Consider the following 21,330-nt stretch of genomic DNA (forward strand, 5'->3'; position numbering starts at 1 on the left):
ATTATCCTCTATTGTACCTCTTTTAAATAACAAGGTAAATAAATATTAAAAGAATCTGAAAGTAGTCTAAACTCAAACTATCCTTCAGATTCTTTTCTTACTTATCTCCCCATGGCAGATCTGTTGTTAGCAAGGATGCAAATTCTTTGTATTCATCCCGTTCCTGCAATCGATGTAACCGTCGTTTTTCGTATCCTGCACAAACCATCTTTTCTTCCTCAGTCTCTGGTTCCACCTTTGGCACGACAAAATCAATTTCTTCATTCATATGAGAAGGAACTGCCACAAAAGTTGTGAAACAGGTTGCTGCTAAGTAGCGCTCCCCCGTAGTTAGATTTTCACCGATTACTTTGACGAAAACCTCCATCGATTTATGGTGGGTCCCTGATACATAGGATTCAACACAGACTGAGTGATTCTCATGTAACGGTTTTAAAAAATTCAAATTATCTAGAGAGGCGGTTACTGCACCTCTTCGGCAATGACGTGTCACAGAAATTGAAGCTGTATCGTCAATTAAAGTCATCAGTTTTCCACCAAATAAAAAACCAAAAGGATTCAAATCAAAGGGGAAAATCCGATGGGTCTGAATTGCCCGTGATGTACGGCAGTAATAAAAATCTTTCAAATATTCTCGCTCCATTCATTGGTAGTGATGGCTAGAGTATAGCATAAGAAAAGAAAATAGACAGATTGAAAACAAGATTTATTTGCATTGCACCACAAAAAAAGACGAGGAATTCTCGTCTTTTTTGTAAAAATAATTATCTAATTAATCTTCGTCATCCTCATCGTCTTCTTCTACCAAACCGTCCCAAGCAGTTTTTCCCAACAATGCTTGCACCGTCCGAATCACATGATTATTGTACCCGCGCAATTCCACAAAAAAGGCAGATAATGCTGGGCGATTTTCCTTTTGAGCCAATAAAATTGCACGGTCAACAAAAAGATTTGCAGTAGTGATATCATGCGCTGTTTCATCCAATAACTCTGCTGCATCATAATATTTTACGCGAGGATCTTCATTCATTTTTGCGTATTGGGTATATTCTGCGACGGTTGAAGGTGGCAATTCATTTTCATCCAATAAAATAGCGCCCAGACGATCCAACCATGTCCGATTTTCTGCAATCAAGTTTTCATAGAATTCTTGTAACGCGATGGCTTGTGGTCCTTTCACATACCATAATGCTTGATGCAACTTAACATCAAAGTACCAAAAATTTGCAACGATATGTCCGCTCATGGCTCCGGCTGTTGGTTTGTGATGATCAATATCAGCTTGTTTGACTTCTGCTTGATAGTTTATTTCGATTACATCTTTTTCTGTCATGTTATTTTCCTCCAATTTTTATAATTCAGCGACTTTCACTTTTTGAACTTCATAGCCTAATTTATTGACGACATCACTTAATTGTTCTGGGGAAGTTTGAGTATCGTCAAAATTTGCTTTCACTTTGCTGGCATTAAACAAGACTTTTACATTGCTGACACCGGGTTGATTGTTCATTGCATGTTCAATTTTTGTTAAACAAGAGGGGCAAGTCAGCGCATCTAATTGTAGAGTGATTTTTTTACTCATGGAAATTTCCTTCTTTCTCTTTTCTATGTACCTAGTATAGGTCTTAGTCGAAAGAAAAAAATTGACAGCTATCAAGTTTTTTATTTTTCCCAAAATAATTTACGATGGAAACGATTTTATAATCGCAGCGACTCGTGTATAATTGAAAAAAAGGAGCGTGACAAAATGATTATCACAACAACTAATCAAGTCGAACAGCACACGATCACCAAGTACCAAGGAATCGTTTTTGGTGAGGTGATCACCGGAATCAATGTATTCAAAGACATTAGTGCTAGTGTACGTAATGTATTTGGTGGCCGTTCTCGAAGCTATGAAGATGAACTGACGACAGCCAGAGAAGAAGCCATTGCCGAAATGGTTCAGCGGGCAAAAAGGTTTGATGCAGATGCCATTGTTGGCATGAAAATGGATTATGAAGTATTAGGTTCAGATAATGGCATGCTGATGGTCACCTGTAGTGGTACCGCAGTCACCCTTGATCGTTAAATACAATTTAGAATAAATCCAATGACTCAGAAAAACCATTCTGGGTCTTTTTTATTCATAATAAATTACCTGAATAATTCATAGCTTTTTTGAAATGCTATTTAAACATTGTCCTAACGCTGTTTATTGTTTTATTACCCAACACCTTTTGAGTGTACAAAAAGAACCCCAATCTGCTATGGTTAAATCGCCAAAACCTAACCAAAGAAAGGGGTTCTTCTCAATGGCTACATTACAGGAAAAACAAGTAAACTTCAACTCAAAAATGATAGTGTCTAATACAGGAGGAAATCTATCCACAGACGTTGGCTTAATTTTGGTTAAAGAATTTATGGATTCCATCGGCTTTACAAAACTGGCAAAGCAACTCTTAACTTTCAACGAAAATCGTCGCTATTGGATTCATGACAATATTTCTGTTCTGGAACAACTACTTTTTCAGCTCATCGCAGGTTATCCTGCGGATTCTTCTGTCAACATTCTGAGTGAAGACCCAATTTTCCGTTTGGTACTGGCTAAGGAATCCTTGGCCTCACAAGCCTCGCTTTCCCGCTTTTGGAATCGCGTGAGTGAAGAGACAATTGTCCAATTTCAACTCTTAAACCAAGCATTAATCGACAAAGTTCGTTTAAAACGGAACGCTACAGAAATGATCATTGATTTGGATTCCACACATTCGGATACTTTTGGTAACCAAGAAGATGCTAATTTCAATGCCCACTATGGTACGAACGGGTATCATCCGTTAGTAGCGTTTGATGGTCTGACGGGTGATTTTCTCAAAGCAGAACTTCGTTCTGGAAATGTGTACACTTCAAATGGCGTGAAAGAATTTCTGAAACCAATGCTTGAACATTATCAACAGACTCTTCCATGTACGAATATCCTTGTTCGAGGGGATAGTGGTTTCGCGACACCAGAAGTATATGAGACTTGTGAAGCCAATGATAGTTACTATGTTATTCGCCTGAAGGCGAATAGAAATCTAGAAAAAATTGCAGAGAATCTCGTTCTTGTAGGAGATGATCATCCGTGGTATCAACGGGAAGTTCACTATTATTCAACTACCTATCAAGCTGAAAAATGGTCAAAAGAACGACGGATTTGTATCAAATCAACCAGAGAAGCCAATGAATTGTTGTTTCGGCATGAATATTTGGTTACCAATTTTTCCCACAACCTTTTACCTCAAGAGATTTTCGGTATTTACCATAAGCGTGGTATCATGGAGAATTATATCAAGGAAGCCAAAAATGGTTTCTATTTCGATAAAACGGATAGTCCCACTTTTCTGGAAAACCACGCTCGGATGATGATAAGCCTCTTGGCTTACAACTTGGTCAACTTCATGAAAACAATCTGTTTACCTGCGAAAGAAGCAGTTTTCCAAGTAGACACCTTACGTCTTCGCCTTTTCAAAGTGGCTGGTAAGCTAATTCGTAGCGGTCGAAAATTGTTTCTGAAAACGAGCTCTTCCCATGTTTACCAGAACCTGTTCTATTATCTATTGGAAAAAATTCAGCAACTCTGCTGGTAGAACTGGGAGCTAACTGAAATTTTAAAAACTTATTAATTCTAAGGGATATTTGCGCTCAAAAATAAGAAAAATGACTCGTCATTCCTTGAATAGATCATATTTTGAGCTAATAGCGCTAGCGACATTTGAAATGTAATAACGGAAAAAGAAAAACCGATGGTTTTTCAAAATTAATGTTAAAAATCTAGAAGTATGAATAATTCAGGAATTATTTTATTATTTAAAAATGACTATAAAATGCGTTTTCCTTTTCCTTTCTAATGCTTTTCGTTAAGATTAAATTATCAAGTGAAAAGGAGCGCTAAAAATGACTGAACCGATTTTAAAAGATCCTCGAGAATTGTATCATCCAGAAAAATTTAAAAAGCAGGATCAGAATACCCCAGCGTTACAAACGGAGATGTCTCCCAATCCTGATTGTGGAGAAGAAAGTTATGTCGGCCATCATAAATTGGAAAATCGACGTGTCTTAATTACTGGTGGTGACTCTGGAATTGGTCGGGCAGCAGCGATTGCCTACGCTCGTGAAGGAGCAGACATTGCCCTACAGTTTTTTCCGGGTGAAGAAAAAGATGCCCGTGAAGTGGCTAAATACATTAAAGAAGCCAATCGCAAAGTGATTTTACTTCCTTATGATTTACGCGATGAAGAAGCACCTGCAAAGATGGTAGAACAAACAGTCAAAGAATTAGGCGGTTTGGATACATTGGTTCTAAATGCGGCGCAACAAATTTCACAACCAGGGATTGGTAAAATTCCACTCCAACAAGTAAAAGATACTTTCATGGTCAATATTATTTCGATGTTCTCCCTTGTACAGGCTGCGGAACCACATTTACCTGCCGGCGGTGCGATCATCACAACGACTTCTGTTCAGGCATTCAACCCTAGCAGTCATTTGACGGATTATGCAGCAACAAAAGCGGCAATCGCAAATTTCACTGTGAATCTCGCAAGACAATTTGCTGAAAAAGGCATCCGTGTCAACGGCGTTGCTCCGGGACCAATCTGGACACCATTGCAACTCGATCAAGGACAACCCCAAGATGCAATTCCAGAATTTGGGCAAAATAGCTTACTGGGACGAGCAGGACAGCCAGCAGAACTTGCACCGATTTATGTTTTTTTAGCATCAAATGATGCGAGCTTTGTGACTGCACAAATTTATGGCATTACCGGTGGCGAAGCGATTAATTTATAATTGCTTCTTCCACCATTCTGTATAAAAAATTTGAGAGGAGTACGAACATGAGTAAAATTATTCAAGGAAATTTCCCAAATTTAGAAGCTGCTGAGGTTGTAGCTGAAAAATTAATTGCTAGCGGTTACCCCAAGGAGTCAATCAGTCTGATCGTTGATAAACAATTTCTTCCGGAAATCCAAAAGAAAACAGCTTTGCGCGTAGAAACAAGCTTTACCGTTGAGGCTGATGATGCAGAAGACTCACTATGGGAAAGAATCAAAGATTTCTTCGACGGCGATCAGGATACCTTCAAAGAAAAAATCAAAGATTATCAAATAGAATTAGCAAAAGGCAATATTTTGGTGGCTTACGATGAAGAATTGGTAGATAATGCTCCAACAACGATTCCTACAATCGATGAGCAGGATTTAAAAGAAACTCATGCCGAAGAAACAGCTGATTTGGTAAATAAAGAAGTGAAAAACACGGAAATCCCTCCAACAAATATTCCGGAAAGAGAAACTAAAATTGTTCCGGATTTAACAAAATCAAAAGGACCTGACCATCAAATTCATGAGTGAGGATTTTGATAAAAAAACAAGCGGTCCCTCCAAAGGATCGCTTGTTTCATTTATTCTGCTACTTTTTCCGCTAGTACCGACTCAAATAAATCTTCATCCAGACCAATCATAATAAAATCATCAAAAACAGTAATCGGTCTTCTCAAAATTGTTGGATGCTGACACAAGATCTCAACTGCAACTTCATTTTGCAAGTCGTCTATTTCAATCTCCAGCCGTTGAAATTCTTCACACCATTCTGCAATCAGTTTGGCTGTATTTCCAGAACAACGATTAACAAGTAGCTTAGCATCTTCTAACGCCAAAGTAGAGCCGTTTACTTCCACTTCCTCAAAATCCAGTTCATGTTCAGTCAACCAGTGCTTTACTTTTTTACAAGTTAAACATGCTGTCGATCCAAAGACCTTGATCATCCTCAACACCCTCTTTACTTGATCACCTTGTTAAAAACAAAATAGACTTTAGTCACAAAGTAATTGTAACAATTTTCGCTTGTTTTAATCAAATAAAAAGGACTTTTTTTGTAATTTTGACGAAATTTCATCTTAGATGTTTTTATTTCTTGTTTTGTGCCACCGTTTCTTACTCTGATAACATAGTTTTTTCTCGTCCATCTTTCACATAAATAACCACCCGAAACTGGCGTTCTGGATGTTGCTGCAAGTTCATTGCCTGAATTCGTGCCTCAAAAATATCTCCGTGACCAAAATACAGCATCGTACTTAAAAAATCATTTTTTGCTTCTGGAACATACCCAATTTTGTGTTCTTTGTAGTAAATTGCGACTGCATTGGGATCATGAGGATTGTCTGGCTCCGGTTTAAGCTCAACAACCTGCCCCAAACTTAGTTCATCGATTACCATCAATCCGTCATAATAAGCAAACGCTGCTAAATGAAAATCTATTACAAAACGCGAACGTTCGTAGTGTCCTTCAACCATTGAAATTCCTCCATCGGGTTTCTTTTTCTTGATTGTATCACCATTTCTGAGAATCGAATAGCTGGTATTGATTAAATAGAGTGGGAAATTTTACAAAATTGTAACTTGCTTTTGCATGGTATTTTCCAAAAATGCTCTGACAAGTTCCTATTTCTTATGAAGTGCGGCTAAATTTATTCCTGATTTATTCCAAACAACTCAATTTCTGTCAAAGCTGGAAACGGTGATTCTTCCTCTGATTGTTTCAACTCGGTAAAAGTAACAGAGGTAACTTGCCGTTTAGAAAACGAAAACATTTGTCGTTGATCTGTTTTCTTTGTGTGAAAAGTTTCTTTTGATCCATCAGAAAAAATCAACGAAACCTGTTCCCAAAAATTATCATGGGGAAAATCTGCTCGGAAAGTAAACACTACTTGATCAAGATAAACTTTTCTGCCAAAATCGATGGTCAATGCAGCATCTTTTTGTTGATTGATACCCCAAGACTGAAAAGGGTACGATCCGTGGGAATGATTAGCAAATACTCCATCAATCGCATTACAAGCAAAAAAAGTCGCATCATTTCGAGTTTCTACATTTGCAAAAGCGTGAGGATAGGCACCGTTAAATTCCTTCTGATCATGAGGATTCAATGCCAAATTACGATAGCTAGAAATTTCTTCGCTTGTCGCAGTTCGGATACTTAGTACATGATCTCCCGTTGAAAAACGATGCATAGGTCCTGCTTTCACTTGTTCCGAGTCTTTTGAAATCGAATATTCCCAAAGCTGATCTTTTACATAAATCAATGAGGTATCAAGAGTTTCATCTAGCTTGGCTATAAGAAAGACATTTTTTTGATCTAAGTTCACTACAATTTTGTCTCCATTCTCGTACTTCAAATTTCTTGTCGCCAGGGATACTTCATCTGTTCCAATAACTTGCATTTGATGATATAATATTTCTTCTCCAGACTTTTTTTCAACTTTTTTTATATCGCCCTTATGATTAAAAATACTAATTGTAATTTTAGTCATGTTTTGCCCACCTTTTTATTTCCTATTTTCTTTAAAAAAATTCGATTCTCCGTAAATCATTCGCCCAGTTTCACTATGATATAATTTATCTCCACGAAATGTATCAAATGCTGAATAGTAGTACTCATATAGTTGACTTGATTGGTTGTGTTGAATACTGATTCCCAGAATCTGTTCGGTCTTTGCTGGTTCATCCGCTTTGTTTTGATAACAAAGCAAAGATTCTATCTTGTATTGCTCAGCATCATAGAATACCTCATAAGTAACTGAACGATCTTTAAATTCACTCATCAATACAATTCGCTTATTTTCTATTAACTGATTATATTTCTCCGAATAAATTCCTTTCTCTACAGATTCCTTCTGATTTTCACTGAAAAAAATTTGATAAGATGTTTTATCAAATAATAATTTCTCCTGCTTCAACACTTCTATTTGTGGCGCTAATTGATAATATGCCGCTAATCTATGGTTTCCTGGACACTCAACCGTATTGATGACAATCACAATAGAAGCTTCTTTTAAAATAACTATTTTTCTCTTAAAAATAGCAAGCTGATTTTCAGAAATCCAACCACTCCAAACAGCTATAAATTCTGTTAAATCCTTGCTATTCTTCGTATTTGAAGCCAGAGGAGTTCCCATTTCATCATATCCCCAAGAACCGTTGATGCGAGTACTTGGTTTTTGGTCGATCATTATAGAACTGTGGCTTTCTTCTGATTTTAATTGAATACGCAGCTTTGAATCCTCACGATAAGTATATCTTCCTGGATCCACAATTAATTCTTGATTTTTCAGTAGAATACTCAAGCTACCCAATGCTGCGTGACCATGTCCACTACCATGACGACCATTAAAAAGAGTAATAAAGGTCGTATCTTCTTTATACGCCATAAACCCGCTATCTATCTCATCAAAACTAATTGGTAGTGATTCTTGAACAAGATGAGTTATTTTGGTACCTGTATAAAGATAACCCACTTGAATTTTCTCTTCATTATGAGACGTAATCCGAGGTAAAAAGCCACACAACGAATAGATACTGTAGATGTACGAAAAATCCACTGCATCACTGTCATTTAATGAAAGGAGTTTTCCATTGCTATCACAATAATAATGCGCTGCTTGAATTGCCTTTTTCAAATAGTGAAGAATACCTTTCGGAAAATAACATCCCGTATATTGTTTATTCAACCACAATTGTAACACACTCACAACGACCTCATGATGATACATTGGACTTTGCTCCCAATGTATCCCGTCTTGATAAAATTGAAGGGCCATCTCATGTGACAAAACAGACCACGCCCAATTCTCCGTTTTTTTAGTCACTATATCAGGAAGTAGCTGTGCTACATTTAGCAATCCAGTAATTGCCAAGACACCCCAATTACTCAAATAATTTTTGTCAATAAAGCTAGTTTCCAAATACATCGTTTGATTCAAAAAACTGTTCTTTATTTTTTTTATTTCTGTTAGTGTAAAAATTTTAGAAAGATCTCCTAAATAAATACAACTTTTTACCCAACTGCTCAACCTTAATCCAACATCTAAATTTCGCCAAAGAGCTGGATTGTCCTCTAACAGCCATTCTGTAAATGTAAGTAGCAGTTCCTTCCATTTTTCCAAATATTTTTCTTCGTTTGTCAATCGATACATAAGAGCCAAATCAACCAAAAAACCATTGCGACTAACCATGTATATCCACTCTGGATCACCATTTGGAGTTTTTAGTAAATTGTTATAGCAAAGATTATAAGGAACATTCACTGCTTCCATATCCAGTGAATCGGTAAAAATAATTTTATCCTTCAATAGATACTCACATCTTCGAGAGATTCCATCAATAAATTTTGAATGTTCTAGTTGATATTGCTTTAGCTCTTTCTCTTCAAAAAAAGACTGATGGTACATTTCAATAACTTGAAAATTCATGTTATTTCTCCTTCATTTCTCTTTTGTCAACACGTCACTACTTAAATCCTTCCATATAGTCACTTTATAAAGTACAAGAAGCTGAAATCAATGGATTTCAGCTTCTTGTACACACCTATCCTAAAATACCTAATGCTGAACCTAAAATACCGATTGCAAATAAAAGTAGTAACAATCGATACGTACTCCATTTTTTCTTTTTAACCAAATAATAAACACCAATTGTCAAAATAGCTGGTAACAATTTAGGCATGATTTTGTCTAAAATATCTTGGATTGCAACTACTTGATCCTCTCCACTGGCAAGTTTTGTCGAATATTTAATTGCAACATTTGCTTTTACAAATGATGTTGCTAATCCGGCAATAACTGTAACCCCAATAATGTTTGCAGCAGCTGAAATGTGACTAATTTTGTCACTCAGGGTATCAATAACACTTGTCCCCAATTTATAGCCAAAATATCCCATAGCAATTTTAATTGTCAGCATAGAAGCAATCATTGCAAACCAGAACCCCATAGGCGCAAATCCCAGTCCGTCTAATGCCATTCCGGCAAAAATTGTAGAAAATAGTGGAGCTAGTCCAAACTGTGCAATCGAATCACCGATACCGGATAATGGACCCATCAGCGCCATCTTGATGCTCCGTGCATTCTCCACATCTTCTCCATGATCATACATGGCTAATTGCATACTTGTAATAAATGGAACCATCTGTGGATTAGTATTGTAAAATTCAATATTTGCTGCCGCAGTTTCTTTCAATTTTTCAGGTTCATCTTTATAGATTTTTTTCAATGCTGGTAAGATTGTGAACAAATAGCTGACACCTTGGTAAGCATTATAATTAAACCCATTCTGCAAAAAATAAGAGCGCAATGATGTTTTAAGATAATCCTTTGAGGTTAATTTTGGTTCTCTAGATTCCATCAGTAAAGTCCTCCTCATCTATATGTGACAAATCATTATAAGTTGGTGTCGCTGGTTTCTCTTGAACACCAGTAGTCTTTTTTTCTTTTTCTTTGTTGTAGTAGCTAATCAAAGCAAAGACCGTACCTACCAATGCAATCGCCATTGTTGGTAATTCAAGATAAGCTGCACAAACATAACCTAATAAGACGTAAGGAGTCAGATCTTTTTCTAACATGACAGACATAATCATGGCAAATCCGATGGCAGGAATCAAACCACCCGCTACAGAAAATCCAGTGACTAACCAATCTGGTAAAGCTTCAACAAACGCTTGGAGTCCTGGACGACTTACTGCTGCCAAGATTCCAATGATAAAACCAGAAATCAAAAATCCGATAAATGTCGAATTTGCCAGCCAATTATATTTGTTGTATTTTCCTTCCGCAATTAATTGTTTTGCATTTTTCGTTGTTCCTGAAAAAACGGTATACAGAGCTGTCGTCACTAACTGAAACAGCACAGCAAACGGAAAAGATAGTGCCAATGCTGATTCTGGTGTAACGCCTTGATCTTTCATGGTGATTGCCATGATTGTCCCAACAATACCAGGACCAACTGGGTTTGGGGGAACCGTTCCTCCAGCACCAACACCAAATCCCATATAAGCAAGTTCTGCGAGTGCTCCCATTGCAAGAGCCGTTGGAATATCTCCAAGAATAACTCCGACAAAGAAAGACATAACTAATGCACGGTTTGTATAAATTCCTAAAAGTTGCCCAGCATAACAAAACGCTGTTACTAATCCAATCATAATGGCTTGAAAAATTGAGATGTCCATTGCTTTTCTCCTTTTATTTTAAAGTTTTTTCCAATGTTTCCAAAGATTGTGCCCCATCATTCGATACTGGGGATGTTTGGGTATTGAAGGTTACTTGGTACTCATCCCGTAATTTACGAAGGTTTTGTTTATCCTCCTCTCCTAGATAAATGAATTGAGATACTTTTTCTTTTCCTTCTGCAGCATGAATATTTCCGACATTTAATTCTTGCAAAGGAAAACCAAATTCCGCTAACTTAAGTGCATCTTCTGTTGAGGAAACGACGACAAAAATCGTTTGTGCAGGCGCTGCTTTCCAAATAACTTTTGCTGTACGTTCGATTGTCCAGAATCTAACACTCACCTCCTTAGGTACAACCGTTTTCATTAGTGTTTGCTGAATACTGTCCTCAGAAACTTTATCATTCGCACAGATCACCAAATTCACACCTAAGCTTTTAATCCACAACTGCCCTTGTCCGTGGATCAATCGTTCGTCGATCCGGACCATTTTTACATTTGGTTTATTTTCCATGATGCTCTCCTTGAAAATTTATTTTTTCTTGTTACCAATACATTTCCCAATCTTTGTAGAATCGAACCAGCGCTTCTAAATAATAGTAATCTCCCCAAATATTTCCTTCATCCACTCCTTTTCCAGAATGCCATGAGTAAACACCATGATTAATCAATGGTAGGATTCCATTTCCATTAGACTCTGTATAGTTTTCAATCAGACTTGCCAACATGCTGTGTTGTGCGTAAGTGTAGGTCAACTTATACTCATTTGTTTCTGGTAAAAATTGATTCATTAAATTCATGCCACAAACGGCAATTGCAGCTGCTGAAGAATCACGTGATTGCTGAGATGTTTCATCAAAAATTAAATCCCAGTAGCAAATAAAATCCTTTGGTAATCTATTTAAAAAGTAATTTGTTACAGCTTCATATACCGAAATATCAGATTCTTTTTTATGGTAAAAGTAGTTTAAGCCGATACCATAAATCAACCAGCTTTGGCCTCGAGCCCAACTAGAATCATCCGAATAACCTTGGCGCGTTTTTCCCATTAATGGCTTGCCGGTTTCAGGATCAAAATAAAAGGTGTGATAAGCTGAAGCATCTTCCCGTATGGCGTAATCGATCGTTGCTTTATAGTGATTATCAGCAATTTTGTTATACTTTTCATCCCCAGTAACTTCACTCGCCCAATAAAGTAAAGGAATATTCAGTAAACAATCAACGATCAAGCGATAGTTATCTTTTGCTCCTAATTCTCCCCAAGCTTGGATGAACCCACCCTTTGCTTGGTACCGAGTAATTAATTTATCGGCTGCCATTAACGCCGCTTCTTTTGCCAATTCCATTCCGGTGATTTTGTAGGCGCTAACACAAGAGAGTGAATACAAAAAGCCTAAATCATGATGTTCTACTTCAATATTTTCTTTAATACGATGATGAAAGCTGACTACTTGCTTTTCCGCTAATTTACGATATTTCTCATCTTTAGAGTATTCATAGGCCAACCAAAGCATTCCTGTCCAAAAACCTGTAGTCCATTCTATATTATCAATTGGTTCATAAGTATTATTTTTTGTAGCTGGCGTTGGGAATCGTTCTCCCAATTTATTCATATTACGATCAATTTTTTCTAAAGCTTCTTGAATTGCTCCTTCCACTTTTTCCTTTGTTAATAATCCGTTGTTAAAAAAACGCTGACTATTAATCAATTTCTCCTTGCTAATTGCTGTCATTCTTTGTTACATCCCTTCAGATTCAATTTCTATCGAATAGTAATTATGATGAATGATTGTGTTAGAAAATTCGATTGGTTTTCCGTTATCATCGAACGAAACACGATCAATAGTTACGACTGGTAAATTTATTGGCCAATTTACTTCTTGTATTTCCCTATCAATCATCTGAATTACTTCTGCTGTTTGAGCAAGTAATTTAAACTTGATATCAGCTTTCATTGGCAATGTAGTTAAGTTGTACTCAAGCTTTAATTCTTTAGATAAACTTCCACCATTTTTTAACTTGTCCACTGCTTCATCGCTTAACAGATCTGATAAGACATAGCGAATTTGAATTTTCCAAACAAAGGAATCAATCGTCGCCAATTGAACTACCTGAGTTAATCCCTTACCGCTACCATTTAAGTACTGTTCTATTCGTTTATTTCTTATATTTGTATTAACAGTAGTAGTAGTTTTTTCCACAACATTTGAAAAACTATCTTCTTGTTTTTTCTTCGAAACTAAAGGGCCGCCTTCATCAAAATACACCTTTTTATGACGATAATTCTTTCTGACAAAAGTTCCTTCCCCTTGTTTACGAATAAGATAGCCACTTAACACTAGGTCTTGTAGAGCTCTTACAACAGTCGTACTACTAACTTGATAGATTTTTTTTAATTCGCCTTCTGAGAAAATCTTTTCTCCCGGCTGAAATTTTCCTGAATCAATTGCTGCAATCAAATCATTTTTTATCATTTCATATTTTGGTAACATAACTGACTCCCCTCAACTTAACGTGTTAACTTACTGATTAGATAATAATCCCTTTACAACTTTTTGTAAACCCTTTATTTCGAAAAAATAGTATAATTTAGCCATTTACTTTTAGGTTTATTTTGTCTATAGTAATAATACGCTCATTAGCTTAGCGTGTTAACTTACAAAAGCATAGACGATTAGTTCAGATTGTTTTACTATTAAGATTGAATAAAAATTGGAGGTATACAATGATTGGATGTATTTTAACCGGACATGGTAGCTTTGCTCCAGGACTATCTGGGGCCGCACAGATGATAACTGGACCGCAGGAAAATTTAGATTTGATTCCATTCGAAGCTGAAATGGACCCAAAACTATTTGAACAGAATCTACAGAAAAGTATTGAGAAGTGTGTGGAAAACTGTAAAGAAGTAATTGTTTTTACTGATTTGTTAGGCGGAACCCCATTTAAAACTGCGATGTTACTCACTCAGCACATGAAAAATGTTGAAGTTATCGCTGGAACTAACTTACCGATTCTTTTGGAATTTTTAGGTAGCCGAATTTTTCAGGAAAGTTCCGAACAATTGATTCCTCAATTAGTTGAAACCGGTAAGCAAGGAATCATTCACATGCAGTTAAATCATGAGGAAGAATCAGAAATCGACGAAAACGGCATTTAAATACGACTAACCTCCTAAGTATGATTTAGTGATGTACTTAGGAGGTTAGTTTTATTTATAAAAAATGAAAAAAACAAAAAACTTGATTCTACTTACAAAAATTATAAATTTAGTTGTTAATTCCATATATTAGTTATTGAACAAGTTAGCTAGAAGTAAAAATCCATGAGCCTATAATGCTAACTGAATTAAATTTTAAGGTTGTACGTTCATATTTTTACCATGAAATTATCCATCGTTCCAAACTTTACCCTGCTATCTAAAGACTTTTTACTCGGATTCTATTGTTCTCGAATGCCCTTTGGTAGATATAAATTTGCCGATTCCCATCTCTTTTTCATAATCTATAAATGCGTGAAATACACAAAATAGTTGGTTATCAGTCTCAGATGTGACAACTATACTATTATGCCCAGGTCCAAAAATCATTCCATGTGATTTCAATATAGGGTTTGTTGCATATTTAGTACTATTGCCCTATCATGATTATTTTCTAGCACTTCTGAAACAACTCGAAAAATCAGTTCCACATTCGCATCTTTAGTTTCCTCCACCTTCTCTTTTATATTCCTTATCATTATAGTGACCGAAACTTTGAAATTCATAATATCTTTTTTGATATCTACCCATTTACTTCCTAAGCCCATTTCCATCAGTAATCCTGAACTCATTTGCTTCACATTGATGCTAAAAATTTCTTATTAGACTATTCCATATCTAGTATCTTAGAAATCGCTTCTATATTTTGTGGAAATATCCATACCATCAGCTATCACAATCCCTTCAATACATATTATCTCCCGATATTTTTTCAAATAATATGAAAATCCTCTTTTCAAATAGAGCCAGCACCACACAGGTCAGTGGCTCTATCTATATTTCAGTCCCATTGCTAACAATCCGTTATTTTAGGCGACGTTCATTAATTGCTGCAATTTGGGGAACTGCTAGTTTAGGTTTCCGATTGACATCTAACAGACCGTTTATTTCTTGTTCTACGTCTGTCAGTTGAGTATAACAATAGCCGACCACATAAGGTAAATCTTGCACCGCTTGATGGACTTTATCAAAACGATCCATAAATTCCTCGTCATTTTTCACTTGATGACCATAACCCCATTCCTCTTTTTTTGAAGTTGAGAAAGCAATCCCACCAAATTCAGAAATAATGATTGGTTGATCTTGATAGTTATAGCCATCTGCAAAAGCGTAAAAATCTTTATTGAATTGAATATCATTATTGACTATGGCATCTTTGTCCGCATAGCGTGCAGCCAGCACCTCTCCATACTCTTCATAGTCATGAAGAGTTAAAATATCAGAAATTGTGTGGACCCATCCGTCATTGGTAATCACTGGACGTTCTTTATCGTAGGCCTTCGTCAGATGATAAACGGTTTCAGTAAAAGCCTGTTGTTCTTTGTTATGGGCAATATCTTTGATTCCCCATGATTCATTAAACGGCACCCATGTGATAATGCTTGGATGGTTGTAGTATTGTTTCACAATTGCCTGCCACTCAGCAATAAAATTCTCCATAGCAATATCATTAAAAGTATACGTGGAAGGCATTTCACTCCATACCAACATACCCATGACATCACACAGATACAAGAAACGCTCATCTTCTAATTTTTGGTGTTTTCGCAAGCCATTATAACCTAATTCTTTGATACGGTGAATATCTACCTCCAAAGCTTCAACTGATGGTGGTGTGATGGAAGATTCAGGCCAATAGCCTTGATCCAAAATTAATCGTTGATACAAGGTAGTATTATTCAGCAAAACTTGCCCATTTTGAATATGTATCTTACGCATTCCGAAATAGCTGCTTATTTCATCTAATAGATTACCCTTTTCATTATAAAGTCGGAAGGTAACATCATAGAGATTTGGTTCATTCGGCCACCAAACTTTGGTTCCCCAACAAGGATCTTCTCTAAGTCGGGTATCAAGCGCAAAAGCTTGCATATTTTGATTCAAACTGTCTCGAATTCTATTAACAACTTCTCCTGAAAACGTCACTATTGCTTCAAAAACTAATTTTTCTTCAAGGTCTATAGGCGAAAGAACTCTAGGCCGAAAGACTACTTGATCTGCATCTAAATCTGGTGTGATTTTCACCAACTCCAGTGAAACAGACGTCATACGCTCTTCTAACCAAACAGATTTCCATATCCCAGTAGTTTGTACATACCAGCAACCAAAATTGTCTTTTTTCCATCGTTGCTTTCCTCTAGGTTGTTCACAATCCAATGAATCTTCCGCCCTTAAGGTAATTAAGTTTTCACCAGCTGTAACCCAGCGAGAAATATCAAATGAAAATCGTTCATAAGCTCCGCGGTGAGCCCCTACCAAATGACCATTTATCCATACAGTAGTTTCGTAATCCACCCCTTCAAAGTTCAGCGTCAACAGTTTATCTGCTTGTTCTGCCTTAAAATTTTTCTGATACCAAACCACCGAGTGTTGTTCTTCTTTATGAATTCCACTAGCCTTCGTTTCATAAGTAAATGGAACAATAATCGTTTGCTCTTTAGAAAATCCCTTCTGCCAGTGCTCCAATAATCCAATATTCTTATCATCAAACTTGAAGTCCCATTGTCCATCCAATGAAGTCCAATTTTCTCGAATAAATTGTGGACGGGGATGAAGTTTTCGTTTTACCATCATGTTTGTCGTACGCTCCCTATCGATTCTTTGATTTTTCTCATTACTAATTTATTTTATCAATCATGTTATATGACATAGTTCTAATTGCACATTACCATTGTCCTCGTAGATTTATTCTTTCTGGAAAATATTGATCATTGATTTCTTTTATTCGTGCCAAATTGACCTTAGGTTGACGATCATAAGTCAACAAACCGTTGATCTCTTGTTCTACATCTGTAAGTTGTGTATAACAATAACCCCATAATGCTTTTGAAGCATAAATCGCCTCCATAATACGACTATAGTCTTCTAAATATTGCTCTTCATTTTCAACAGTGGTATAGCCCCAACCAACTTGTCCGCCAACTTTATAACCGATACCGCCAAATTCTGTCAGAAGAATTGGCTGCCCTTGATATTCAAAACCATCTGCAAATATTGACCATTTACCGGGAGGCATATGAATCAATCCCTCTACATTAGCTAGTGTATCCTTGAAATGTTGATATTTTTTAATTTCTGCTTTTTGCCCATGAGAATAATTGTGGATAGCACAGATGTCCGTATCAGTCATTTCCCAACCATCATTAGAAATTACCAAACGTGTACGATCTAATGCGTGAAGAAGATGATAAATACCTTGCGAGAAGTTCTGCTGCTGCTTATCATGGTGAACTTCTGGGATTCCCCAGCTTTCATTTAACGGTACCCAAGTCAAAATTGAAGGATGATTGTAATCTCGTTCTACAATTTCAAGCCATTCTTTAGTTAAATTAGCTACAGCACTAGTGGAATAAGACACAGTAGAAGCGCATTCCCCCCAAACGATGTACCCCATTTGGTCAGCCCAATATAAGAAACGGGGATCCTCCACTTTTTGATGCTTCCGACAGCCATTAAAACCCATATCCTTAGACAATTGAATGTCTTTTTTGAAATCTTCATCAGTCGGAGCTGTCAACAGCCCTTCTGGCCAATACCCTTGATCCAACACCAGTTTTTGATAGAACGGATGATTGTTTAAAAAAACCATTCCATTTTCTGTGTGGACTTTTCGCATACCAAAATAAGAAGTTACTTTATCTAACAAATTTTCTTGTTGATCCATCAAAACCAATTGAACGTCAAATAAATTAGGACTGTCCGGGGACCAAGTCCAACCATTATCATGAAAATTGCTACGGAAGATTTTTTTGCTATAGATATCTATTTTACGATGAACTTCTTTTCCTATTCCTTTGACTGTGTCTTCCGTCAATAATTCCTTTTTGAAGAAGATTTGATATTTAAGTAACAAATTTTTCGTCGGTTGGTTTACTTTCACAGCGATTTCTACCGTTCCCTCATCAAGATCCGGAGTATATTTCACTGTTTCAATATATGATTTGTTCACTGGCTCTAACCAAACGGATTGCCAGATACCTACAGTATTGGTATACCAGATACCCGCAGATTTTGATTGCCAAAACTGTTTTCCTCTCGGGATTTCTTCACTGTCATGAAAATCTTCAACACGAACAGTTAGCTGATTGTCGGAATCTTTCACTAAATCTGTAATATCTAATGTAAAAGATGTATGTCCACCAACGTGAACTCCTGCGAGTAAACCGTTTACATATACTTCTGCCTGGTAATCGACTGCTCCAAAATGTAATAAGCATCGACTGTTCTTTTTTACTGACCATTCAAATTCTTTTTTATACCAAACAATGTCGTGAATTTCCTGGCTATTAATACCACTTAACTTTGCTTGATAAACAAAAGGAACCTGAATTTTTTGATTAAATTCTATTGACTCAGAAAACCATTTTTCGCGTTTCCCCAAATTTTCATCATCAAAAGCAAATGCCCACTGACCATTCAAACTCAACCAGTTTTCTCTTACAAACTGCGGGCGGGGGTACTCATTTCTCATTTAATTTTACTTCCTTCCATAAATGGTCATAAAATCGAAGTCTGACTAGGAAGCTTCATTTACCCATCTGAAAAAGTTTATTTCTCCAAATTGTTAGTAGCTTCTCCAATTCGACTTGTCTATTACCATGATAGTTTGTATAAAAGAGTCACACTTTGTTACTTTTTTCATAAAAATTGTACTAGGTGTCTCTATCCTAAAATTGTTACACATCATTTTCGTTCAATACTGACCTGACCATTAACACAAACAGCACGCTTTAATGCTTTGGTTTTGGCAAAATAAACGACACCAGCTGCAATTCCTAATATCACAGAAGGAATGTCTAAAATAAAATAGGAGAATAAACCCTGTCCTAAAAAGAAAAAGCCAAATTTTTTAGCTAGTTGACCATTCTTTAGGTAACGTTTGGCTATTATTAGGTTAAAAATTCCTAATCCAATTAATAATGAACCAAAGGTACAGGTTAAAGTGAACATACTGCTATTGAAAGATTGAACCGCTTGATCGCTTGCATGCACCCCCATCTTGCCACTGAGAGGAGCTAGTTTATAAAAACCAAAGTACAAAATAGTCACCAAGCCATCAATAATTTGCCAAATTCCCATAACAGTCATCATTCGTCGTTCTACTTTTCGATTCATTTTCTAACTCATCCTTTCACACCAGCAGACAATGACATAGATTGTAAAAAGTATTTCTGTGCAAATAGATACAGGATAAAGGTTGGGACGATAGCAATTAAAGCTCCAGCCATTAATAAAGTAGGTTTGGCAGCATACATTCCCTGTAGCAATTGTAAGCCAGAGGTTATCGGCATTTTTTCAATATCATTAAAAACAATAGATGGCCAGAGAAAATCATTCCATGAACCAGTAAAAGCAAACAACGCAACAACAAGTAAAACTGGCTTAATTAGAGGTAATATAATACGAAAGAAAATCGTTCCTTCACTTGCACCATCAATTTGAGCTGCCTCATCAAAGTCTTTAGGGATGTTATCCATAAATTGTTTCACCAAGAAAATATTAAAAACGCCAGCTGCTCCAGGTACAATCATTGCAAGAGGAGTGTTGACCCAACCTAAAATATCAACAATCTTATACAAAGGAATCAAATTCACCACACTTGGAAACATCATAGTGGCCAGTAAAAATGAGAATAAAGCGTTCTTCCCTTTAAACTGCAAACGACTGTAAGCAAAGGCAGATAGGGATACAACAACCAATACCAACACAGTATGAGAAACAGAGATGACCAGTGAATTCATAAACCAACGAACCAAAGGGGTACTCGTATTATTCATCAACAGTTCTTGATAATTTGTCAACACCCATTCGATTGGCATAATTTTAAATCCAGATGTCATTAATTCCATTTCTGACTTAAAGGAAGTCAGCACTCCATAGGCTAATGGTATAATCCAAATGCAAGCCATGGCTATCAAGAATAAAAAGGCCACTATCCGTGGAACTGATATTTTTTTATGTTTTATCACCTTAAATTCCCTCCTAATCTTCTTTTCGTAACAATTTAAACTGAATCGCCGACACAATCATAATACAAATCCCTAAAATAACTGCCATAGCCGATGCAATTCCAGCAATTGATTGACCTGAACCAAAAGCGTTTTGTTGGATATACATCAAAAGTACACGAGTAGAGTTGGTTGGGCCACCACCTGTCAGCATCAAAGGTTGTCCATAGATATTAAACTGAGCAATAGTAGTCATCACCAAGGTATAAAGAATCTGCCCTTTGATGGCTGGTAAAGTGATTTTCATAAATTTTTGAAAAGAACTGGCTCCGTCAATATCTGCTGCTTCATAAAAGTCTTTTGATATTCCATTCAAAGCTGCTTGATAGATGACCATATTTCCTCCAATCGTCCACCATACTGTGATTACGACTAACGTCATCCAAGCATAGGGTTGAGTACTGGTCCAAGGAATATCGGAGTTCAACATGGTGTTAATTGGACCATAGTTAACATTGAAAATTAATGTCCAAATGATTACAACTGCCGAAATGGCAAATAAAGAGGGCATGTAGAAAATTGATTGAAATATTTTCCCAAGTTTTGGTTTTGTATTTAAAGCCGCCGCTAAAAGTAAAGGAACTGCAATACAAAACGGTACGGAGAAAAGAACAAACTTAAACGTGTTTACTAATCCAATACGCAACTGTTCATAGAAAGTGGAATCTTTATTAAAAAACAATTCCTTATAGTTATCCAGTCCAATAAAAGTTGGAGAACCGAATAAATCCCAATCAGTGAACGATACATAAATTCCGAAGATAACCGGAATCAAAAAGAAAATGATAAAAATAATTAGATGTGGTGCAATAAATAACCAAGGTATCAGCTTTTTGTGTCCATGCTTCCCTGTGTTTGAAGCTATAGACGTATTACTATTCGTCGCCATCATATAGTTTTTATTTCCTTTCCATTCATGTGTACGGAGACCAATCTAGTCGGTAGGATGGCCTAGGATAAATCCTGAAGTTACTACATAGTATGTTTCTCAAAGACAGAAATACCCCAAACTATCTAAATATCAATCTATTTATCAATCTCCTT

At 36.5% G+C, this 21,330-nt stretch carries 23 protein-coding genes; 5 read left to right on the plus strand and 18 right to left on the minus strand.

Going from position 1 to position 21,330, the window contains the following annotated elements:
* Nucleotides 1-97 precede the first annotated feature (97 nt).
* The 3 genes from BN1875_RS04085 to BN1875_RS04095 form a co-directional block, all read right to left on the minus strand.
* Nucleotides 98-628 carry an acyl-CoA thioesterase gene (locus BN1875_RS04085; RefSeq protein WP_048603594.1) on the minus strand — a complete coding sequence of 177 codons (531 nt, stop codon included), beginning with the start codon at nt 626-628 and terminating at the stop codon, nt 98-100.
* 144 nt (nt 629-772) lie between these two features.
* Nucleotides 773-1,333, minus strand: a complete 561-nt coding sequence (locus BN1875_RS04090) for a ferritin-like domain-containing protein (RefSeq protein ID WP_048603595.1) — start codon at nt 1,331-1,333, stop codon at nt 773-775.
* A gap of 18 nt (nt 1,334-1,351) precedes the next feature.
* Nucleotides 1,352-1,582, minus strand: coding sequence for a heavy-metal-associated domain-containing protein (locus tag BN1875_RS04095; RefSeq protein WP_048603596.1), 231 nt, complete (start codon nt 1,580-1,582; stop codon nt 1,352-1,354).
* A gap of 165 nt (nt 1,583-1,747) precedes the next feature.
* Between BN1875_RS04095 and BN1875_RS04100 the strand changes: the two genes are divergently transcribed.
* The 4 genes from BN1875_RS04100 to BN1875_RS04115 all read left to right on the plus strand — a co-directional run bounded on the left by BN1875_RS04100 (nt 1,748) and on the right by BN1875_RS04115 (nt 5,372).
* A complete protein-coding gene (locus BN1875_RS04100) occupies nt 1,748-2,071 on the plus strand; it encodes a heavy metal-binding domain-containing protein (protein WP_048603597.1) in 324 nt (107 codons plus the stop codon).
* A 223-nt stretch (nt 2,072-2,294) separates the two neighbouring features.
* Nucleotides 2,295-3,608 carry an IS1380 family transposase gene (locus BN1875_RS04105; protein ID WP_048603228.1) on the plus strand — a complete coding sequence of 438 codons (1,314 nt, stop codon included), beginning with the start codon at nt 2,295-2,297 and terminating at the stop codon, nt 3,606-3,608.
* Between the two features lie 307 nt (nt 3,609-3,915).
* Nucleotides 3,916-4,809, plus strand: coding sequence for an SDR family oxidoreductase (locus tag BN1875_RS04110; protein ID WP_048603598.1), 894 nt, complete (start codon nt 3,916-3,918; stop codon nt 4,807-4,809).
* Nucleotides 4,810-4,856: 47 nt separating this feature from the next.
* Nucleotides 4,857-5,372, plus strand: coding sequence for a hypothetical protein (locus tag BN1875_RS04115; RefSeq protein ID WP_048603599.1), 516 nt, complete (start codon nt 4,857-4,859; stop codon nt 5,370-5,372).
* A gap of 50 nt (nt 5,373-5,422) precedes the next feature.
* On the opposite strand, the gene BN1875_RS04120 is transcribed toward BN1875_RS04115, so the two are convergent.
* The 9 genes from BN1875_RS04120 to BN1875_RS13685 form a co-directional block, all read right to left on the minus strand.
* Nucleotides 5,423-5,785 (minus strand): ArsC/Spx/MgsR family protein, encoded by a 363-nt coding sequence (locus tag BN1875_RS04120; RefSeq protein ID WP_048603600.1) that lies wholly within the window; start codon nt 5,783-5,785, stop codon nt 5,423-5,425.
* Nucleotides 5,786-5,954: 169 nt separating this feature from the next.
* Nucleotides 5,955-6,314, minus strand: a complete 360-nt coding sequence (locus BN1875_RS04125) for an HIRAN domain-containing protein (RefSeq protein ID WP_048603601.1) — start codon at nt 6,312-6,314, stop codon at nt 5,955-5,957.
* Nucleotides 6,315-6,487: 173 nt separating this feature from the next.
* Complete coding sequence (locus BN1875_RS04130; RefSeq protein ID WP_048603602.1) at nt 6,488-7,330, minus strand: hypothetical protein; 843 nt, start codon at nt 7,328-7,330, stop codon at nt 6,488-6,490.
* Between the two features lie 15 nt (nt 7,331-7,345).
* Entirely contained in the window at nt 7,346-9,268 is a 1,923-nt protein-coding gene (locus tag BN1875_RS04135) for a heparinase II/III domain-containing protein (protein WP_048603603.1), read from the minus strand.
* A gap of 115 nt (nt 9,269-9,383) precedes the next feature.
* Nucleotides 9,384-10,199, minus strand: coding sequence for a PTS system mannose/fructose/sorbose family transporter subunit IID (locus BN1875_RS04140; protein WP_048603604.1), 816 nt, complete (start codon nt 10,197-10,199; stop codon nt 9,384-9,386).
* Nucleotides 10,189-11,019: a PTS mannose/fructose/sorbose/N-acetylgalactosamine transporter subunit IIC gene (locus BN1875_RS04145; RefSeq protein ID WP_048603605.1), complete on the minus strand. Its 831-nt coding sequence runs from the start codon at nt 11,017-11,019 to the stop codon at nt 10,189-10,191. The genes BN1875_RS04140 and BN1875_RS04145 overlap by 11 nt, the downstream gene beginning before the upstream one ends.
* A 13-nt stretch (nt 11,020-11,032) precedes the next feature.
* Complete coding sequence (locus tag BN1875_RS04150; protein WP_048603606.1) at nt 11,033-11,533, minus strand: PTS sugar transporter subunit IIB; 501 nt, start codon at nt 11,531-11,533, stop codon at nt 11,033-11,035.
* 31 nt (nt 11,534-11,564) lie between these two features.
* Entirely contained in the window at nt 11,565-12,752 is a 1,188-nt protein-coding gene (locus BN1875_RS13680) for a glycoside hydrolase family 88 protein (protein WP_048603607.1), read from the minus strand.
* A 6-nt stretch (nt 12,753-12,758) separates the two neighbouring features.
* Nucleotides 12,759-13,511 (minus strand): GntR family transcriptional regulator, encoded by a 753-nt coding sequence (locus BN1875_RS13685; protein WP_048603608.1) that lies wholly within the window; start codon nt 13,509-13,511, stop codon nt 12,759-12,761.
* A gap of 233 nt (nt 13,512-13,744) precedes the next feature.
* Here BN1875_RS13685 and BN1875_RS04165 point away from each other — a divergent pair, with 233 nt between their 5' ends.
* Nucleotides 13,745-14,179 carry a PTS sugar transporter subunit IIA gene (locus BN1875_RS04165; protein ID WP_048603609.1) on the plus strand — a complete coding sequence of 145 codons (435 nt, stop codon included), beginning with the start codon at nt 13,745-13,747 and terminating at the stop codon, nt 14,177-14,179.
* 440 nt (nt 14,180-14,619) lie between these two features.
* Here the strand turns inward: BN1875_RS04165 and BN1875_RS04170 are convergent, their stop codons facing one another.
* The 6 genes from BN1875_RS04170 to BN1875_RS04195 all read right to left on the minus strand — a co-directional run bounded on the left by BN1875_RS04170 (nt 14,620) and on the right by BN1875_RS04195 (nt 21,175).
* Nucleotides 14,620-14,850, minus strand: a complete 231-nt coding sequence (locus tag BN1875_RS04170; protein WP_147570570.1) for a hypothetical protein — start codon at nt 14,848-14,850, stop codon at nt 14,620-14,622.
* 232 nt (nt 14,851-15,082) lie between these two features.
* Entirely contained in the window at nt 15,083-16,852 is a 1,770-nt protein-coding gene (locus tag BN1875_RS04175; protein WP_048603611.1) for a glycoside hydrolase family 2 protein, read from the minus strand.
* Between the two features lie 91 nt (nt 16,853-16,943).
* Nucleotides 16,944-18,749 carry a glycoside hydrolase family 2 protein gene (locus tag BN1875_RS04180; protein WP_048603612.1) on the minus strand — a complete coding sequence of 602 codons (1,806 nt, stop codon included), beginning with the start codon at nt 18,747-18,749 and terminating at the stop codon, nt 16,944-16,946.
* A 212-nt stretch (nt 18,750-18,961) separates the two neighbouring features.
* A complete protein-coding gene (locus tag BN1875_RS04185; protein ID WP_048603613.1) occupies nt 18,962-19,393 on the minus strand; it encodes a hypothetical protein in 432 nt (143 codons plus the stop codon).
* 8 nt (nt 19,394-19,401) lie between these two features.
* Nucleotides 19,402-20,244, minus strand: a complete 843-nt coding sequence (locus BN1875_RS04190; RefSeq protein WP_231586067.1) for a carbohydrate ABC transporter permease — start codon at nt 20,242-20,244, stop codon at nt 19,402-19,404.
* Nucleotides 20,245-20,260: 16 nt separating this feature from the next.
* On the minus strand, nt 20,261-21,175 hold the full coding sequence (locus tag BN1875_RS04195; RefSeq protein WP_048603713.1) for a carbohydrate ABC transporter permease: 915 nt from the start codon (nt 21,173-21,175) through the stop codon (nt 20,261-20,263).
* Nucleotides 21,176-21,330 lie beyond the last annotated feature (155 nt).

It is taken from the genome of Enterococcus massiliensis (assembly GCF_001050095.1).
In the GTDB taxonomy this organism is placed as follows: domain Bacteria; phylum Bacillota; class Bacilli; order Lactobacillales; family Enterococcaceae; genus Enterococcus_C; species Enterococcus_C songbeiensis.

Coding starts and splice junctions, on each gene's coding strand:
- BN1875_RS04090 (WP_048603595.1), bottom strand. CDS start 1,333: ATGACAGAAAAAGATGTAATCGAAATAAACTATCAAGCAGAAGTCAAA.
- BN1875_RS04095 (WP_048603596.1), bottom strand. CDS start 1,582: ATGAGTAAAAAAATCACTCTACAATTAGATGCGCTGACTTGCCCCTCT.
- BN1875_RS04100 (WP_048603597.1), top strand. CDS start 1,748: ATGATTATCACAACAACTAATCAAGTCGAACAGCACACGATCACCAAG.
- BN1875_RS04105 (WP_048603228.1), top strand. CDS start 2,295: ATGGCTACATTACAGGAAAAACAAGTAAACTTCAACTCAAAAATGATA.
- BN1875_RS04110 (WP_048603598.1), top strand. CDS start 3,916: ATGACTGAACCGATTTTAAAAGATCCTCGAGAATTGTATCATCCAGAA.
- BN1875_RS04115 (WP_048603599.1), top strand. CDS start 4,857: ATGAGTAAAATTATTCAAGGAAATTTCCCAAATTTAGAAGCTGCTGAG.
- BN1875_RS04120 (WP_048603600.1), bottom strand. CDS start 5,785: ATGATCAAGGTCTTTGGATCGACAGCATGTTTAACTTGTAAAAAAGTA.
- BN1875_RS04125 (WP_048603601.1), bottom strand. CDS start 6,314: ATGGTTGAAGGACACTACGAACGTTCGCGTTTTGTAATAGATTTTCAT.
- BN1875_RS04130 (WP_048603602.1), bottom strand. CDS start 7,330: ATGACTAAAATTACAATTAGTATTTTTAATCATAAGGGCGATATAAAA.
- BN1875_RS04135 (WP_048603603.1), bottom strand. CDS start 9,268: ATGAATTTTCAAGTTATTGAAATGTACCATCAGTCTTTTTTTGAAGAG.
- BN1875_RS04140 (WP_048603604.1), bottom strand. CDS start 10,199: ATGGAATCTAGAGAACCAAAATTAACCTCAAAGGATTATCTTAAAACA.
- BN1875_RS04145 (WP_048603605.1), bottom strand. CDS start 11,019: ATGGACATCTCAATTTTTCAAGCCATTATGATTGGATTAGTAACAGCG.
- BN1875_RS04150 (WP_048603606.1), bottom strand. CDS start 11,533: ATGGAAAATAAACCAAATGTAAAAATGGTCCGGATCGACGAACGATTG.
- BN1875_RS13680 (WP_048603607.1), bottom strand. CDS start 12,752: ATGACAGCAATTAGCAAGGAGAAATTGATTAATAGTCAGCGTTTTTTT.
- BN1875_RS13685 (WP_048603608.1), bottom strand. CDS start 13,511: ATGTTACCAAAATATGAAATGATAAAAAATGATTTGATTGCAGCAATT.
- BN1875_RS04165 (WP_048603609.1), top strand. CDS start 13,745: ATGATTGGATGTATTTTAACCGGACATGGTAGCTTTGCTCCAGGACTA.
- BN1875_RS04170 (WP_147570570.1), bottom strand. CDS start 14,850: ATGAGTTCAGGATTACTGATGGAAATGGGCTTAGGAAGTAAATGGGTA.
- BN1875_RS04175 (WP_048603611.1), bottom strand. CDS start 16,852: ATGATGGTAAAACGAAAACTTCATCCCCGTCCACAATTTATTCGAGAA.
- BN1875_RS04180 (WP_048603612.1), bottom strand. CDS start 18,749: ATGAGAAATGAGTACCCCCGCCCGCAGTTTGTAAGAGAAAACTGGTTG.
- BN1875_RS04185 (WP_048603613.1), bottom strand. CDS start 19,393: ATGAATCGAAAAGTAGAACGACGAATGATGACTGTTATGGGAATTTGG.
- BN1875_RS04195 (WP_048603713.1), bottom strand. CDS start 21,175: ATGGCGACGAATAGTAATACGTCTATAGCTTCAAACACAGGGAAGCAT.